16 protein-coding genes are annotated in these 16,918 nt (G+C 48.9%); 8 read left to right on the top strand and 8 right to left on the bottom strand.

Annotated elements, in window-relative coordinates; translation table 11 throughout:
- Positions 1-242: 242 nt before the first annotated feature.
- Positions 243-1,133, bottom strand: a complete 891-nt coding sequence (locus ACN0YH_RS15680) for a sugar phosphate isomerase/epimerase family protein (protein ID WP_417380520.1) — start codon at positions 1,131-1,133, stop codon at positions 243-245.
- Between the two features lie 632 nt (positions 1,134-1,765).
- Entirely contained in the window at positions 1,766-2,821 is a 1,056-nt protein-coding gene (locus ACN0YH_RS15675) for a DUF3500 domain-containing protein (protein ID WP_417380519.1), read from the bottom strand.
- A 444-nt stretch (positions 2,822-3,265) separates the two neighbouring features.
- On the opposite strand from ACN0YH_RS15675, the gene ACN0YH_RS15670 reads away from it, so the two are divergent.
- A complete protein-coding gene (locus ACN0YH_RS15670; RefSeq protein ID WP_417380518.1) occupies positions 3,266-4,096 on the top strand; it encodes a family 16 glycoside hydrolase in 831 nt (276 codons plus the stop codon).
- 9 nt (positions 4,097-4,105) lie between these two features.
- Here ACN0YH_RS15670 and ACN0YH_RS15665 read toward each other — a convergent pair whose 3' ends face one another.
- Entirely contained in the window at positions 4,106-4,543 is a 438-nt protein-coding gene (locus tag ACN0YH_RS15665) for a universal stress protein (protein WP_417380517.1), read from the bottom strand.
- Positions 4,544-4,656: 113 nt separating this feature from the next.
- Positions 4,657-6,324 carry an alanine/glycine:cation symporter family protein gene (locus tag ACN0YH_RS15660; protein ID WP_417380516.1) on the bottom strand — a complete coding sequence of 556 codons (1,668 nt, stop codon included), beginning with the start codon at positions 6,322-6,324 and terminating at the stop codon, positions 4,657-4,659.
- Between the two features lie 452 nt (positions 6,325-6,776).
- Here ACN0YH_RS15660 and ACN0YH_RS15655 point away from each other — a divergent pair, with 452 nt between their 5' ends.
- From ACN0YH_RS15655 to ACN0YH_RS15630, 6 genes are all read left to right on the top strand, one after another.
- Positions 6,777-7,400 (top strand): helix-turn-helix transcriptional regulator, encoded by a 624-nt coding sequence (locus ACN0YH_RS15655; protein WP_417380515.1) that lies wholly within the window; start codon positions 6,777-6,779, stop codon positions 7,398-7,400.
- A 71-nt stretch (positions 7,401-7,471) separates the two neighbouring features.
- Positions 7,472-8,269, top strand: coding sequence for a Fe-S cluster assembly ATPase SufC (sufC, locus tag ACN0YH_RS15650; protein ID WP_417380514.1), 798 nt, complete (start codon positions 7,472-7,474; stop codon positions 8,267-8,269).
- 114 nt (positions 8,270-8,383) lie between these two features.
- Complete coding sequence (sufB, locus tag ACN0YH_RS15645) at positions 8,384-9,808, top strand: Fe-S cluster assembly protein SufB (protein ID WP_417380513.1); 1,425 nt, start codon at positions 8,384-8,386, stop codon at positions 9,806-9,808.
- Positions 9,809-9,924: 116 nt separating this feature from the next.
- Positions 9,925-11,262: a Fe-S cluster assembly protein SufD gene (gene sufD / locus ACN0YH_RS15640; RefSeq protein ID WP_417380512.1), complete on the top strand. Its 1,338-nt coding sequence runs from the start codon at positions 9,925-9,927 to the stop codon at positions 11,260-11,262.
- A gap of 38 nt (positions 11,263-11,300) precedes the next feature.
- The gene (locus tag ACN0YH_RS15635; RefSeq protein ID WP_417380511.1) at positions 11,301-11,609 is read left to right on the top strand and encodes a Rieske (2Fe-2S) protein; all 309 of its coding nucleotides are present in this window, start codon (positions 11,301-11,303) and stop codon (positions 11,607-11,609) included.
- A 177-nt stretch (positions 11,610-11,786) separates the two neighbouring features.
- On the top strand, positions 11,787-12,179 hold the full coding sequence (locus ACN0YH_RS15630) for a metal-sulfur cluster assembly factor (protein ID WP_417380510.1): 393 nt from the start codon (positions 11,787-11,789) through the stop codon (positions 12,177-12,179).
- 94 nt (positions 12,180-12,273) lie between these two features.
- Here ACN0YH_RS15630 and gatB read toward each other — a convergent pair whose 3' ends face one another.
- From gatB to rpmB, 4 genes are all read right to left on the bottom strand, one after another.
- Positions 12,274-13,761, bottom strand: coding sequence for an Asp-tRNA(Asn)/Glu-tRNA(Gln) amidotransferase subunit GatB (gene gatB / locus ACN0YH_RS15625; protein ID WP_417380509.1), 1,488 nt, complete (start codon positions 13,759-13,761; stop codon positions 12,274-12,276).
- Positions 13,762-13,836: 75 nt separating this feature from the next.
- Positions 13,837-15,294: an Asp-tRNA(Asn)/Glu-tRNA(Gln) amidotransferase subunit GatA gene (gene gatA, locus ACN0YH_RS15620; RefSeq protein WP_417380508.1), complete on the bottom strand. Its 1,458-nt coding sequence runs from the start codon at positions 15,292-15,294 to the stop codon at positions 13,837-13,839.
- A 101-nt stretch (positions 15,295-15,395) separates the two neighbouring features.
- Positions 15,396-15,686: an Asp-tRNA(Asn)/Glu-tRNA(Gln) amidotransferase subunit GatC gene (gene gatC, locus ACN0YH_RS15615; RefSeq protein ID WP_417380507.1), complete on the bottom strand. Its 291-nt coding sequence runs from the start codon at positions 15,684-15,686 to the stop codon at positions 15,396-15,398.
- A gap of 31 nt (positions 15,687-15,717) precedes the next feature.
- Positions 15,718-15,978 carry a 50S ribosomal protein L28 gene (rpmB, locus tag ACN0YH_RS15610; protein WP_417380506.1) on the bottom strand — a complete coding sequence of 87 codons (261 nt, stop codon included), beginning with the start codon at positions 15,976-15,978 and terminating at the stop codon, positions 15,718-15,720.
- A gap of 469 nt (positions 15,979-16,447) precedes the next feature.
- Between rpmB and ACN0YH_RS15605 the strand changes: the two genes are divergently transcribed.
- The gene (locus tag ACN0YH_RS15605; RefSeq protein ID WP_417380505.1) at positions 16,448-16,723 is read left to right on the top strand and encodes a carbon storage regulator; all 276 of its coding nucleotides are present in this window, start codon (positions 16,448-16,450) and stop codon (positions 16,721-16,723) included.
- Positions 16,724-16,918 lie beyond the last annotated feature (195 nt).

Genomic DNA, 16,918 nt, shown 5'->3' with positions numbered 1-16,918 from the left:
CTAAAAAATTCAGGAGAGAATTCATCAGCGAGGGATTTGATGGCTTCCTGCATTTTAAAGGGAGCCGTCAAAAATCGAGGGAGTGAAAAAACAGGCTGGAAGTTTTACCAGTATCTATGTTTTATTTGATCTGCGTATCAGTGTTGGTCACCATCGTAACCAAAGTGTGATCCGTTTATCAATCACAGGCATGAATATTTGCAAGTGTCACGAAAAATCTATCTCGTTCGCAGACAGGGTTCTCAACTGAATTGCGTAGGGGTTTCAGACTGGCAGGCAAGACGCAGGTTGGTGAGGATGTCTGAATAATCGGATTGCCAGAACTGTTCACACCAGACTTCCAGGTCGTAGTAACCCTGGTAACCGGCATCGTTGAGGGCTTCCATGACATCAAGATCCGGGAACAGGTTCTGAAGTGAATCGCCAGATTCAATTTCTGAAATTTGCACCGTTGCAATTAAAGAGATCATGTCGGCGATCAGACTCTTTGAGGAGTTATCCAGGCAGATATGAGAGGGGTCGACTGCAATGCCCACGGAGGGATGCTGACAGGCGTCAATCAGTTCCAGCGTCGCTTCGATCGAATTGAGGAAGGTCCAGTTTCGTGCCTGCGGGTTCTTCATGGTTTTCAGTGCCAGCCGAGTGCCGTTTAAGCCAGCAACATCGCCGAGCCTCTTCAGTGCATCCGCGGTCAGTTCTCTTGCATGATTCAGGGTATGCCCGGCCCGGGGACCACTGGCGATTTGTACTGCCGCTGCATTGACCTGTCCACCAAACTCAATCAACTGGATAGCGTCAGCAATCGCTTCTTCGAAAGAGTACTCGTTCGAACCGGTAAAACCACCTGCCAGGGAAATGGTAGAGACTTTGATGCCCGAATCGATCACCAGTTCAGCAGACTGTGCTGTTTCCAGGTCCAGGATCTTTCGGTTCCAGAGACCAACGGCAGGAATACCACATGACGTGAGGCCACGCAGACTTTCTTCCAGAGACCAGTGGTAAGTCGTAATTTGATTAATCGAAATTCGATCAATCAATGAAAGAGCTGGGTTGGCATGATCAGGTTTAGGGGTCGGAGAAGAAGAAGTTGAGAACGAATTGACTTTACGCTGTGAGAGAAGCTCTTTAGTCACTCGGCCACCTGCAGTCTGGAGAGAAGATCAGGTATATTAACAATTAGTGCGAAGTTACTAATTGGAAATAACAAAAAGTTTACACTGTGCATGATATTCCACGAGTGTCTGACAGGCAGGGTCAACGATCTGATTTGACCAATGCCATGTCTTGGAGAGTATCATAAGTGATCGCAAAAATTTTTCCATAGTAAAAAAAGGAAAAACGATTTTGACTAAGAACCAATATTGCTTATCCACTCAGAAAGTCAACCGACATTGAACATCGTTTTTAATGAGTTCAATAAAAACGTTGTTTCCTGGTTCGGCGCATTACTGTTTCTAAAAATAAGCATGCAAAGAAACCGCTAACTGGTGAGGCGAACTTTAAATTATATATTAATGAATTCTGAAAACGTTTGCAGAATCACTGCGGAGAATGACACGATGAGCAAATCATTTTATCATGTTTCAGCTGTACTCAAATTTTGTTACGGATGCATTGCAGCGAAACCCTCAGCATGCGAAAACATACACTATCCAAAGTGATGTTCTCAGTGCGCACAATCTGTGATGAATCAGAAACGATCCTAATATAGTTACAGAATCGCGTCCTTGTTTTGAGTGTGCAGTGGATTGCGCTGTGGTGCAGATCAGGTAGCGATGATCTGCGTGCGTGGATCGTCGGAGATGTTAACCCAGACATGCACGTGAGGAGCACCACGATAGTGCCAGACAAAAGACGGGCCTTCCAGTCTCCAGTTATCCCAGACTCCATCATTACCGATGTCGCCTGCCTGATAGAAGGAAATGCGACACTGATCAAGCCCACCTTGAGCCTTGATGCATTTTCTTACTTCTTTCTGATCTGAAACGCGGAAGGGCTCGATTAACAGATTTAGGACAGCCTGCATTTCCTGCTTCTGGTCTTTAGTCATGTCGGAAATCTGTAGTCCCGTGATTTGATCGGGAGATTTTTTGAACTGAATTTTCGTTTCAGGAGGTGCCTTGGGAATCAAGGCCGCTTTCCGCTGATTGCCATCCAGAATCTTGTAGACCTGATTGGCTTTCAGGGCCTGTTCCCAGAAGACATTCCCTGGATGTCCTGCTGTTTCATTAAATTCATCAGCAGCATGTCCGTAGAAAATGGGCCCGCCGAATGCCAGATGTTCGGCACTGTCTCCATCACTGCGAACGGTGGTATGTCGTCCCGTCATGACAAACTGAAACTGATCCGTTCCGGGTGTACCGAAGATAGCGATGGACTGGTCTTCTCCATAACCGCCTTGATCGTCCATTAGCTGTTTGCGGATTTTTTTATGCCAGCTTGGATCAAAGTGGCCGAAGAAAATGGCTTCAATCTTTTCCTGCTGGTCTTTAGTAAAGAAGTCGCTGTTTACAATTGGCTCTGTAATATTCCAGTTGGCTCGGACATGCTGACGCAGCAGGCCATTTTTGTCTTTGTGGTCCCAGTCAAAGCAGACTTTTGATTTCTGTGTCGGGGTCATGCTTTCGTATAACTGTTTGACGAGAGGCTCTGGTGCTGTCGTTTTGGCTGCATCTCCAGTCTGGCCTGCCAGCAGTCCATCGACTCCGAGGAAAGGAGTTCCTGCGATCGCCGCACCCATGGTTCTGACAAAGTGCCGACGAGTGATTGAGAGAGAGTCGGGTGTTAGCTCAGGCGAGGAAGAGCGTGGATTAAATTGCATGGGAGCACCAGTCTTTTCTTGAATTTGAGGGAGCAGTGGTAACGTTCCAGAATCAAAACAGTTTATCAGCGCTGCAACTTGGACGTCAAACAAAATTCATAATTCCCATTTCTGGTAGGGATTGTTAGCTTGGCTCTGCCTGAACTCACCTCGGGTATTGGAAATATGCAGATTTCTTGCTGGTAACAGGCTGTGCGCGGTGGTAGTCTGTTTTGTGGCGTTGTGTTCAGTGGCCAGGGGATGCATTTGTGAAAACTGGTGGTTGGAGTGATGGGCGTAATTGAATGTTGATGAGTATGGGCTTAGAATGGCTGATTCTCTTATCTACATTTCCAGAAACAGGTTCTTTTAACAGTCAAGTCGGGCAATAACAGCGTGTTGTACATTCTTCATCGACTTTGGGGAGAGGAGTGGCAGTCTACTCTGCTCCCAAATCGAGTTAATATGAGAAAACGATTTGCTTTGCTATTCGTGATCGTAAGCATTGCCGGTCTATCGTTATGCAGTTCATCAGGGTATGCGCAAGAGGCAGCACCTCCTGCTAAGTCTGGAGCGGATGAAAAGAAACCTCCTGCAGCACCAACAGGAGAAAAGGCTCCGCAACCAAAGCCCGTTGAGAAAACTGCGCCTCCAGCACCACCGTTATCGGGGCCGGAAAAACTATTGAATGGTGGCAACTTCTGGGATCATTGGAAATATATCAGTGGGGATGAGAAAGAAGCCAATCCGAATGTGACCTGGAAAGTCGTCAGTGGGGGAACAGATCAACCCAGCGTCCTGGTCTGCACAGGAAAACCTTATGGCTACATTCGTACGCAAAAAATCTACGAGAATTTTCAGTTCAGCCTGGAGTGGATGTATCCCAACGACCCTAACGCCAACAGTGGGATTTTACTGTTTACAGCAGAGCCGGATAAAGTCTGGCCCAAAGCATTTCAGGTTCAGTTACATCGTCCCGAGGCCGGTTACGTTTTTCCCACGCCGGGAAGTGGTGCCAAGTCAGCGAATAAGCTTTCCCCGACCATGCCTTTGGATTTACCGGTTGGTAAATGGCATAAATGTGTGCTGACCTGCCGGTCCGGGAATATTTCCGTGATGATTAACGGGGTCAAGCTGGGGGAAGTAACAGGCTGTGATCCCAGCAAAGGGGCGATCGCACTGCAGAGCGAAGGTTCTGAAATTCACTTCCGCAAACTGGTGGTGGATGTGCTTGCCCCTGAACAGGCAGTGGAACCCAGAGAGCCAGTCGCGCAACAGAAGCCCGATAAATCCTGACTTTGGGAGTTAAGTTTTGGGTTGTCGTAGAACCAGGGTCGGGCAGGGAGCATGTCGCAGTACCCGTTCCGCCACAGAACCGAGTGCCAGCCTGGTAATTCCAGTATAACCATGTGATGGAATTACGATCAGATCTGTAGAATGATCTTTGGCGTAGTCTGCGATTTTGATCCCCGGGTCGCCTACCAGCGTTTCGAATTTCACTCCTTCAATCTGGTGTTTGGCGAATTCTTCTTTGGCCAGTTTGTTCACATGCTCGGTTCGTTTTTCGTCGGTGAGTCCTCCGAAGAGAACTCCCGGTGAAACAAGATCAAGGGGGACCATTACATGCACTACGGTGACGGTTCCTGCATCCTCTGAAATTTGAATGGCTTTTTTGATGGCTTCCAGCGAGCTCTCAGAGAAATCGACAGGCACGAGGATTTTTTTTCCGACGAAGTAGCTCATATCGCAGTGCTTTCATTGATAAACGAAGTTGAAGAACAACATCAGTCTGTATTCTAATTTAATCAGGCTGTTTTAGACAGAGTTAACCTGTAACAGTGATCATATTTCAGCCGTCACTTACTTTCTGTTGTTGATGCTGCGTTGTTGTCAAATTCTCCGGATTTATAACGGGTCCAGTATGCGTCCAGTTCCCGCTTAACCCGATTGGACAGCAGCAGGACACCAAGAATATTGGGAAACGCCATCCCCAGAATCATCAGATCACCAAAGTCGAGAACGTTGGTGGCAGAGACAACTGAGCCTAACACTACAAATACGAGGAACAAAATGCGGTAGGCAAGTGATGTTTTGGCACTGTCTCCAAACAGAAACGCCCAGCAACGTTCTCCATAGTAGGACCATGAGATCATCGTCGAGTAGGCAAACAGAATGACTGAAACAGATAAAACATAATTAAAGTAAGGGATCTGAGAGTTCATGGCAGACGATGTCAGCGCCGCCCCATTGTTAGTCTTAATCAGGTCTGCGTATTGGGGGTCATTGTAAGCGCCTGTAATAATCATCACGAGGGCAGTCATGGTGCAGATCATGATCGTGTCCACAAACGGGCCCAGTGATGCAACAATTCCTTCGCGAACGGGGTATTTTGTTTTCGCAGCCGAGTGGGCAATGGCTGCTGATCCGACTCCCGCTTCATTTGAGAAGGCAGCTCGCTTAAATCCAATCACCAGAACACCCAGAAAGCCACCATACATCGCATTGTCGCTGAAAGCGCCATCCCAGATGGCCTTAAAACAGGCGGGGATTTGTTCGACCTGCATCACGATAATAGACAGGCATGCCAGGATATAGATGCCGCACATCAGGGGCACAATTTTTTCGGTCGTCCGGGCGATGCTGCGAATCCCGCCAATAATGACGATCCCCACGAAAAATGCCATCAAAATACCGTAGGCCCAGTTGTATTCTTTCAGCATCGGGATCGTCTCTGCGACAGCACCCAGGGATTGTTTAACCTGAAACGAGTTACCTCCCGCCAGTGAGCCGCCGATACATAAAATCGCAAAAAAAACGGCAAGCGTCTTACCCAATCCCTTCATGAAGGAGTTACCGGGAAACTGGTCTTGTAGGCCGACCGAGAGATAACACATCGGTCCCCCCATCACGCGACCATCCGGGTTTATGCGGCGATAAATCTGAGCGAGGGTACACTCCGCGAACTTGGATGTCATACCCAGCAGCCCGGCCAGCATCATCCAGAACATGGCTCCCGGACCGCCGGTGGCGATCGCAATTGCCACGCCCGCGATATTCCCCAATCCGACGGTTGCAGACAAGGCGGCTGTCAGTGCCTGGAAGTGGGTGACTTCTCCTTCATCATCTGGATCGTCGTATTTCCCCATAATCAGCAAAATGGAATGTTTGAACGCACGTAAATTGATGAAATTCATACGGAATGTGAAGTAAGTTGCCCCGATGACCAGCCACAGCACAGCCAGGGGGACTCCATCGCCGGCATGAAATTGTTGCGAGTTCAGTGGAATCGGGAAAAAGAAGACGGCTGCCACGTATCCGTTAAAGATTCCAAACAGCTTATCAACTTTCTGTTCTACCAGGGCTAGCCCTGTTGCAGCTTCTACTTTCTCGGGGGCCGTTTCGGGCGCGGGGGTATCCTGATAAGCCTGTAGTGGAGATGCTGATGTAGAGAGGATTGAAAATAACAGGAGTGCAGCCATGCCAGAGCGAATCATCTTCGGGTGTGAGGGCCGGTCGAAATTCATAAGAGTCTATTCCCATTCACAGGTAACTTCACCGCGGGTTAAAATCGAGCTGGTTTTGTTCTGTTAATAATGGCCAGAGCGACAAAAAGCACAGTCTGTTACCGCTTTTCCTTGATTTTGTAATTAGCTTGGGTTGGTTTTCAGGGCAGGTTTAGGGATAATCACATTACCTGCTGCAAACGCTCCTGGTCTCACCGTTCTCGTAATCGTTGTATGAGACTATCAAATAAAGGTTTACGTTCCAAGGTGTTTCTTGAAAAAGCCGCAAAAAGTTGCAGGCTTTTGAAACTGAATCTCAATTATCGATTTTTGACAATATTGGTTGTCAAAAATAACGGATCTGCCTAGGATGCTGGTATAAAGAGAATTGAGCGTGTGGTGATGCTCGCTCTTCGGATCACTCTCTTTACAGGCCATCAGTTCCTTTTTTCATTCCAAGTAGAAATCGATTTATGCGCGTTTCGATTGATGAAAATGATCGTAGTTTTTTGCTGGGGCTCAATCGCCTTAAGTCAGCAACGATACACGAGATCTGTGAACAGGAAGGCGTGACCGCGACTGCTGTCCGTCAGCGTCTGGTTCGGTTACAGGGACTGGAGCTGATTGAGCGGACTCAGGTAAAGGAAGGACGAGGTCGTCCTCATTATACCTATTCAGTAACAAGCCTGGGGATGCGGTTGCTGGGGGATAACTACGCTGAGTTAGCGAATATCCTCTGGGAAGAACTCAAAGGGATTGATGACGAAGAGTTACGCTGTCGACTGGCAGCGCGGATTCAAACCGCACTAGTGCAACAGTATGGAAGAAATGTGGATGCGCCTTCGCTGCAGGGGCGGATGGAGCAGTTGAAGCAGGCATTGGAGGAGCGTGGTTTTGTGGTCGAACTGGATCATACCGGTCCTCTTCCGATTTTGCGGGAGCATAATTGCCCTTATCACGACATCGCCAGCGGTGATGCTTCGATTTGTGAACTGGAGCAAAGGGTTTTTGAGCGAGTCTTAGGTACCAAAATGAATCTCTCAGAATGTTGTCTGGATGGGCATCATTGCTGTGAGTTTGAAGCATATATCAGTTAAGTCCGATTTTTAATTTATTTGATGTTTCTGAATGCGTTCAGAACTCCGGATGACAGGGTGAAATACGAAAAATGAGTTTGTTGAAAATTTCCGATTTACATGTATCAGTTTCTGGAACTCCTATTTTAAAGGGGGTTAACCTGGAGATTAAGCAGGGCGAAGTTCACGCTCTGATGGGCCCTAATGGTTCAGGGAAAAGTACGCTGGCCTACGCGATGGCTGGTCACCCGAGTTATGAAATTACCAAGGGTAAAGTTGAAATTGATGGCACCGATATTTCAGAACTGGATCCCAATGAACGAGCTCGTCTGGGGCTGTTTCTGGCATTTCAGTATCCCGTTGTAATTCCCGGAGTCAAAGTTGCTGACTTTCTGCGACATGCGATGTCCAATGTACGGAACCCGGATCGAAAGGAAGGCGAAAAGCTGATTCCGATGCGTGAGTTCCGCAAAGAGCTGCGTGATCAGATGAGTGAACTGGGCATGGATCTGGAGATGGCCCGTCGTTACCTGAATGATGGTTTTTCCGGCGGTGAAAAGAAGCGGATGGAAATTCTGCAACTGGCCATGTTAAAACCTAAGTTTGCCGTTCTGGATGAGACAGACAGTGGTCTGGACAGCGATGCTGTGAAGGTGGTCAGTGAAGGACTCAGTCGTCTATCGGGGCCTGAGATGGGGGTCCTGATTATTACTCACCATGAACGTCTTCTCGAATTTAACCAGCCGCAGTTTACACATGTCATGCTGGCCGGTCGTATTGTCGAAACAGGAGACGCCAGCCTGGCTGCTGAGCTTCACGAACACGGTTATTCCAGTGTGCGTGAACGTCATCCGGACGCAGCAGCTGAAGAAGTTGTCGAAGCAGTCTGACCTGTAGGCTCTGCGAGAGCACAGCAATCAATATTTATTATGATGTACGATCTATCAAAGCAGTAACGCCACTTCCTTGTGGGGTGGTTTTAATACAGAGTGGGAGAATTTGAAATGTCTACTAAGTTGGATACTAATTCGGAAAATGAGAACGTTGATATTGGAGAATATCAATATGGATTTCATGATCCCACCGACAAGTATGTGTTTACCGGCCAAAAAGGCTTGAATGCCGCAGTAGTAGCCCAGATTTCAGAGATGAAAAATGAGCCTGCCTGGATGCGGGACTTCCGTTTAAAGTCTTATGAGATTTTTGAACAGAAACCAACCCCGCAATGGGGCGGTAATCTGAATGAGATTAACTATCAGGATATCCATTATTTCGTGCGAGCCTCTGAAGGGCAGGAACGAAGTTGGGAAGATGTTCCTGATGATATTCGCAAGACTTATGACCGTCTGGGAATCCCGGAAGCCGAGAAAAAGTTTCTCTCTGGTGTCAAAGCGCAGTATGAGTCTGAAGTAGTCTATGGCAGTCTGCAGGAAGATCTGGCCAAGCAGGGGGTTCTGTTTACAGATACCGACTCGGCTTTACGGGATCATCCCGAGCTGTTCCGGGAGTACTTCGGTAAAATTATTCCTCCTGACGATAACAAGTATGCTGCCTTGAACTCGGCCGTCTGGTCTGGTGGTTCGTTCGTGTATGTGCCTCCCGGGGTTCATATTGAATTTCCGCTACAGGCTTATTTTCGCATAAATTCAGAGAACATGGGTCAGTTTGAACGGACATTAGTCATCGTTGACGAAGGCGCTTCCTGCCACTATGTGGAAGGTTGTACGGCTCCAACTTACAGTTCAAACAGTCTGCACTCAGCCGTGGTTGAGATTATTGTCAAGAAGGGCGGGCGGTTCCGTTACACGACCATTCAGAACTGGTCGAATAATGTGTATAACCTGGTGACCAAGCGGGCGCATGCTTACGAAGACTCTCTGATGGAGTGGGTCGATGGTAACCTGGGTTCCAAGTTGACCATGAAGTATCCCGCTATCTTTCTGATGGGAGAAGGTGCCCGGGGCGAAACCCTTTCGATCGCCTTTGCCGGTAAGGGACAGCATCAGGATGCCGGCGCCAAGATGGTGCATTGTGCTCCGAATACTTCAAGCCGAATTATTTCCAAAAGCATTTCCAAAGATGGCGGACGATCCAGCTATCGCGGGCTGGTTAAAGTTGACCCGGAAGCGCATGGCTGTAAATCGAATGTGGTCTGTGATGCCCTGCTGCTGGATCCAGAGAGCCGCAGTGATACTTACCCCTACATCGAAATTGAAGATAACGATGTGGCGATTGAACACGAAGCCAGCGTTTCCAAAATCGGTGAAGAACAGTTGTTTTATCTGATGAGCCGCGGACTGACAGAAGCAGAAGCGTCCTCAATGATCGTCACAGGCTTTATTGAACCTCTGGTAAAAGAGCTGCCGATGGAATATGCCGTCGAAATGAATCGCCTGATTGAACTCCAGATGGAAGGCTCCATTGGCTAGTCCAGCGAGCCTTTATTGAGAAGCATTATCATTCAAAATTGAGTAAGCAGACTTCAGCTCATGGATTGGGTTCGAAGTTCTTCTGAATTGTTACTGAAAGCATAACAGACAATAGTATGAGTACTTCATCCGTTAATACCTCTGCTGACATTCCGGCTGGATTTAGTGAAGCCGCTTTCGAAGCATTTCTGGCGACCCGTGACGAACCCGCCTGGGTGACAGAATCACGTCGACAGGCCTTCAAGCGTTACTCCGAACTTCTGGAAACGGAACTGGATCCGGAAGAGTACCGTCGCGTTGATTTGCGGGCACTCAGACCCGACCGGTTTCAGCTGAGCGCTGGTAAAGAGTCATCTGAGACACAGCAGGCATCTACACTTTTAAAAGATCAGGCTGAGTTTGCCGGTCATGTGACGCATGTAGATGGGAAGCTGATTTCAAGTGACCTCTCCGAAGAGCTCGTTTCCAAGGGGGTGATCTTTGGCGATCTGGCGACCGTCGCACGGGAGCACAGCGATCTGGTTCAAAAGTATTTCATGACGAAAGCCGTCGACAGCAATACCGATCGGTTCTCAGCATGGCATGCAGCGTTCTGGACGGGGGGTACTTTCTTATATGTGCCTCGCAATGTTGCCGTGGATGCTCCTCTGCATAGTCTGATTACACTACAGGCCGAGAAAGCTGCAGACTTCAGTCATACACTGGTGATTCTTGAAGAGGGTGCCTCAGCAACTCTGCTGGAAGAAACGGCTTCCACGACTGAAGAAAACCTGGGCTTACACTCCGGGGCGGTCGAGTTGATCCTGGCTAAAGAGGCCCGGTTGCGATACGTCCAGCTGCAGAACTGGAATCATAAAGTCTGGCACATTGCCCATCAGGCCGGTCGAGTTGAGAATAATGGATTCCTGCAATGGACCGTTGGTGGAATTGGTGCCAAGCTGGCTCATATTCACCAAGATGTCGTGCTGGATGGACGTGGTTCTGGGGCGGAAGTCAATGGCGTGACTTTCTCAACCGATCAGCAGATTCATTCGTTCTATACGAAGCAGGCTCATAATGCTCCGGAAACTCGTTCTGATCTCCTGTATAAACAGGTGCTTCGCGATCATTCACGGGCCATCTGGCGGGGAATGATTCGTGTTGAGCCGGAAGGTCAGCAGACGAATGGCTACCAGCGAAATGATTCGCTCATGCTTTCGTCGACTTGTCGAGGAGATGCCATTCCTGGTCTGGAAATCGAAGCAGATGACGTACGTTGTACACATGGTGCTACCGCAGGTCGCGTGGATGAAGAGCAGATCTTTTACTGCATGTCACGGGGTATCTCAGAATATGAAGCGATGCATATGATCGTGGAAGGTTTCTTTCAGACTGTGTTTGACCGGATCCCGGTTGAAGTCGTTCGTGAGACTTTAAATCAGGCAATTATCAAAAAATTAGGATTTGGTCGGTAGTATTCCGCTGATCACGGACAATTAACAGTACATCAAACATGCCTGACTTCGAAGAAATAGCATCCTTGGATGATTTTGGTAGCGCTGATCGGCTGGAGGTATTCCTTGAGGATACCCCTGTTCTATTGATCCGTGTTCAAGACCAGATTCTGGCAATTGAAGATGTGTGCACCCATGATGGACAGCCATTAACGAATGGGTGTATCGAAGAGGGGGCCATTGTCTGTCCTCGCCACGGAGCGCGTTTTGATCTGGTTACCGGAAAAGCGCTCTGTATGCCCGCCACGAAGCCAATTCAAACATTTGAAGTACAAGTTAGAGGCCAGAAAATTTACGTTCGTCATTAATTTGTCAATTTGGAATATTTGCCTGAATTGATACGAATCAAATGATGTTAGTGGTCGTTATCTAATAATCATATTTTTAAGAACATGTTCTAGTCCTTATGGGTATGTTTGTTTAATAACTCTAATTGCTTAACTAACTAGAAGTGCGTGCGCACCGCATTGTAAGGGAAAAGGAAAATGAGAGACGAAGTCAACGAAAATCCTGGAGATGAACAGGGCGCGAATGCAGATCAGTTACCTGTTTTTTCTGCGTTTCGGGGCGTGGGAGGCGACGAGTCACTGGTAGATGCGTTGAAGCAGGTTATTGATCCCGAGCTGAATATCAATATTGTGGATCTGGGTCTCGTGTATGATGTCAAGCGATCTGAAGAGAATCAGAACAAGGTCAATGTTTCGATGACCTTAACCAGTCCTGCCTGTCCTGCCGGCCCTCAGATTATCTCCCAGGCGAAGATGGCATTAGAACGACTGGACGACGTGGATGAGGCCAGCATTCAGCTCACAATGTCACCCCCATGGTCACCGGAGTTAATGACTGATGACGCACGTGATGAGCTGGGCATTTTTTAATCGGACTGGAATTAAAGTACTTCAGGAAATCGCATTCTGTTTTGCTGCTGAAAACCCTGTCGTGTGATCGGAATGTGATGATCCTGGTGGTCGCTTAACTCATCTTTTCAATTAAGAGTTTCCGCACTACTTTCGGATCTGCTCCTTTGACTTCCCGCATGACCTGACCAATTAATGCCCCTACTGCCGCCTGTTTGCCGCTTTGGAAGTCCGCGACCGCTTTCTCGTTCTTTGCAACAACTGCCTGAACCGCTGCTTCGAGTGCACCCGTATCGGAAACCATGGCCAGTCCCTTCTCTTCGATGATGGACTGGATTGACTCTACGCCGGGCTGTTGGGGTTCATCGGAACTCAACAGTTCCTGAAAGACGGTACGGGCACTTTTAGTGGTGATTTCACTATTCTCCACTTTTTCAAGCAAAGCAGCCAGTACTTCAGGTGGGATGGGAAATGCTGAGATCTCAAGTCCCCCATCATTCAGCTCACGCAGGACATCCTGGGTGACCCAGTTGGCAGCCTGTTTCCCATTCTGGCAGCCTTCCGCAACTCGTTCAAAATAGTCTGCAAAAGCCAATCCCTGATCGATGATGACGGCTGCATCATAAACGGAGAGTTGAAATTCCTGTTCCAGGCGGCTTCTGCGGCTCGCCGGTCGTTCACAGAGTTCTCCACTCACTCTTTCCCGCTCTGCATCGGTAACTGTTACAGGGGCCAGGTCCGGATCCGGGAAGTAACGATAGTCGGCCGCCTCTTCTTTGCCCCGTTGTTCCAGGGTGACCCCCCGGTCTGCATCCCAACCCCGGGTTTCTTTGGGAACGTCATGCAGACTCAGTCTGGATGTCTGCCATGCTTCCCACTGGCGTTTGACTTCAAATTCAATAGACTGCTCGACGCCGCGAAAGGTGTTGAGGTTTTTGATTTCCACAATCGGTGTCGGAATGGATTCACCGTTTTCCTGGTGAATATGCAGGTTCACGTTTGCGTCACAACGCAGACTGCCTTCCTGCATGTTGCAGTCAGAAACGTCAATGTAGGTCAGCAGCAATTTTAGCTCTTCCAGATACTTGCGGGCTTCCTGCGCTGAACGCAGGTCTGGTTCAGAAACGATCTCGATCAGCGGGGTGCCACAGCGGTTGAGGTCTACTTTGCTGTCGTGTCCCCGTCCCGATTCGTCGTGGCTGTTTTTGCCTGCATCTTCTTCGAGGTGTGCCCGGATGATCCCGACTTTTTTGGTTTCGCGGGTTTCCGGATTAATTTCAATTTCTAACCAACCATTCTGACTCATAGGCAGATCATACTGGCTGATCTGATATGCTTTGGGCAGATCGGGATAGTAATACTGCTTGCGGTCCCATTTTGTAAAGGATGGGATTTCGCAGTTGATTGCCAGACCGGTTTTCATACCCAGGTGAAAAGCTTCGCGGTTCAATACCGGAAGTGCACCAGGCAGTCCCAGGCAGACCGGGCAGGTCTGTGTGTTGGGGTGATCCGGATTGAACCTGGTCGAACAGCCACAGAAAAGCTTGGTTCTGGTCTGTAACTGTACGTGGACTTCAAGACCGATGATGACCGTATAGTCCATTCTATCACGCTACCTTTTTTCAGAATTCAAAGTATCTAGTTTCAATCTTCTATTTCAGCGGTGGCTTCGTAGCTGTTACTCAGGTCGCTTCAAATGCCAGTCCGTTTCCCGTTCAAACATTCGGGCGGCTCTCAGCAGGCGTTCTTCTTCCAGCGGCGGTGCCAGCAGTTGCAGTCCGATGGGAAGGTTGCTCTGACTCATGCCCGCGGGGACTGAGACGCCGGGGACGCCGGAAAGATTTGCGCTGGTTGTAAAAATGTCGGCCAGGTACATCGCCAATGGGTCGTCCACCAGTTCACCGATCTGAAAGGCCGGCGTGGGGGTGACGGGGGAAGCAATGACATCCACTTTTTGAAACGCCTGTTCGAAGTCGTTGCGGATCAGCCGTCTGACTTTCAGTGCTTTGAGGTAGTAGGCATCGTAATAGCCGGAAGAGAGGGCGTAGGTTCCCAGCATGATACGGCGTTTGACTTCATCCCCGAATGCTTCTCCCCGGCTGGCAGCATACATGTCGATCATGTTGTCAAACTGTTTGGCGCGATAGCCGTAATGCACACCATCGTAGCGAGCCAGGTTACTGGAGGCTTCCGACGGGGCGATGATGTAATAGGTGGCGACACAGTATTTGGCATGCGGAAGTTCTACCGGGATCAGTTCCGCTCCCAGCGACTTGTAAACGTCGAGTGCCTGTTGTGTCGCTGCCTTTACATCTTCATCCAGGCCTTCTTCGTGTAGATGCTCGATGTAGCCGACTTTGAGGTTTTTCAGTGGTTGTTCCAGATTCCTGGTGTAGAGTGGAACTTCCGCATCCAGGCTGGTAGTGTCGCGCTGGTCTTTTCCAGCGATGGTTTCCAGTAGTAACGCGGCATCCGTTACGTCTCTGGCAAAGGGGCCAATCTGATCGAGCGAACTGGCAAATGCGACCAGTCCATATCGTGACACGCGTCCGTAGGTTGGTTTCAGGCCGACAACTCCGCAAAAGCTGGCCGGTTGTCGAATTGATCCACCGGTATCGCTGCCCAGTGAGAGGGGGGCAAAACCAGCGGAGACGGCCGCTGCAGATCCACCACTGGAACCGCCGGCGGCACACTTTGTGTTCCAGGGGTTTGCGGTTGTTTTGAAGGCCGAATTCTCGGTTGATGAGCCCATGGCAAATTCGTCGAGGTTGGTTTTGCCGATCAGAACAGCGTCTGCTGCTCTGAGCTGTTCGACAATGTGGGCATCATAAGGGGGAGTGAACTCTTCCAGCATCTTGCTGGCACAGGTGGTGGTGGCGCCTTTGGCGCAAATGTTGTCTTTGAGGGCAACCGGGATGCCGGCCAGTTTTCCCAGTGGCTCGCCTGCTTTTCGTTTCCGGTCGACTTCACGGGCGGTTTCCAGTGCCGTTTCTTCCTGCAGCGAGAGAAAGGCATTGATACTGCTGTCTCGACGGGCAATTTCTTCCAGACAGGCTGCGGTAATCTCTTCGCTGCTGACTTCCCCGGCATTCATTTTCGCCAGCAGTTCGCTGGCGGTGGCTGAAGTGATTGACATGGACTGTCGAGTCTCCATATAAGTTTTAAAGGCCCGACTTGTCAGCAAGCCGGGCCTTGGATTATTGCTTTTATGTGCTCAAGGGTAAAGACGCCGGTCAATTACAGAATCGCGGGAACCAGAAAATAATTCCCGTCTGTCTGAGGTGCATTGGACAGCGCTTGTTCTCGGGGGAGACTTTCCTGCAGTTGATCGTCCCGAAAGACATTCGAAATCTCGATCGCATGCGCCATAGGTTCGATGTCTGTGGTATCCAGTTCATCCAGCATGGCGATATATTTCAGCACGGACCCCATCTGTTCTCCCAAGGCTGTGACTTCCGAATCGGAGAGTTTGAGCCTGGAAAGCGATGCGACTTTCAGAACTTCATCCTGAGTGAGTTGAGTGCTCATGGTCGATCTACTCGAGAGCAGGAAGTCTGTATTAGCTGGCAGGTAGCGTAAATGGTTTTTTAGCAACAGCTTTTGTGATTTTACCGGAGCGAATGCACTGTGTGCAAACACGCTGGGAGACCACGCTGCCACCGTTCTGAACCCGGATTTTCTGCAGGTTGGGGCGGAAGACGCGCTTGGAAACGCCAGTTGTCTGACGTCCGTTACCGCCGAGGTATTTATATTTACCACGCTGACGAACTCGATTACCAACTACAGGAGTCTTGCCACAGGCATCACACTTCTGACCCATTTGTATACTCTTTAACTATCTAGTGGGTTTTGAAAACTCAGCATTCGCTGATTTCAATTGACGTAAAGTGACCGCAGATTAACAGATTCGGCCAGCTGAGGAACCCAATAGTATATTTTCCCTGCCCGAGAATGCAACCGAAGCTACTGACTTATCGATTGTCGCAGCAGGAAAACTTGAAATATGTGTTCTCAATCTGATTTCAGAAGATTGAAAATTGTACTATTGGCGACAGTTTTTTGAAAAAACCATCCAATGGAAATTGATCGTTTGAAAAAAGGAATAAATATAAGTCTTTATTTTTCAGTGGCTTGTGTCCAATGTCTTTCGAAAAAACTGACATTGGCACGCAAATCGCAAATACCCTTGATCAGACAGGGCAATCACCTGTGGACAGGCTGAATTGCAACAAGGTAAACCAAATATCACATCGGTAAATGAGATTTAAAAGATAAAAGGAGTGACGACAATGCTGGTTTTGACACGGAAGTTGGCTGAGGGAATCCGAATTGGCGATGACATTCTTGTGAAAGTGATTCGGACGGGAAAGGGTTCCATCAAAATCGGCATTGATGCTCCGCATGATCTGCGAGTCGTCCGGGCTGAGCTATTCGAGGAAGAAGAGGGCATGGATAAGCAATCGGTAATCAAGGGACTGGGAAAGGATCAGGACGGCGAGGGCCTGCCTGATACTGGTATTCGGGGAACTTTATCGGTTGTCGAAGCAGCTCGCCTGGTCTGTTAATCAAAAAGTGGAAACAACTGCTGCTGACGGCAGAGTAGCCCAGGGGGGATTTTTCAATCGATGAGATTGAAATTCGGGCTGGCCGTCAGTTGCTGAGTACGCGTGTGCGGTGAGGAAGGAGTACGACGATAACAGATTCTGCTGCAACAGCGCCGGCTTGTTTGGGTTGTTCCGTGAAGTGGCAAGCCGCGTGAT

This window comes from Gimesia sp. (assembly GCF_048262075.1).
GTDB lineage: Bacteria > Planctomycetota > Planctomycetia > Planctomycetales > Planctomycetaceae > Gimesia.
This window is presented reverse-complemented; position numbering and strand designations above follow the sequence as displayed.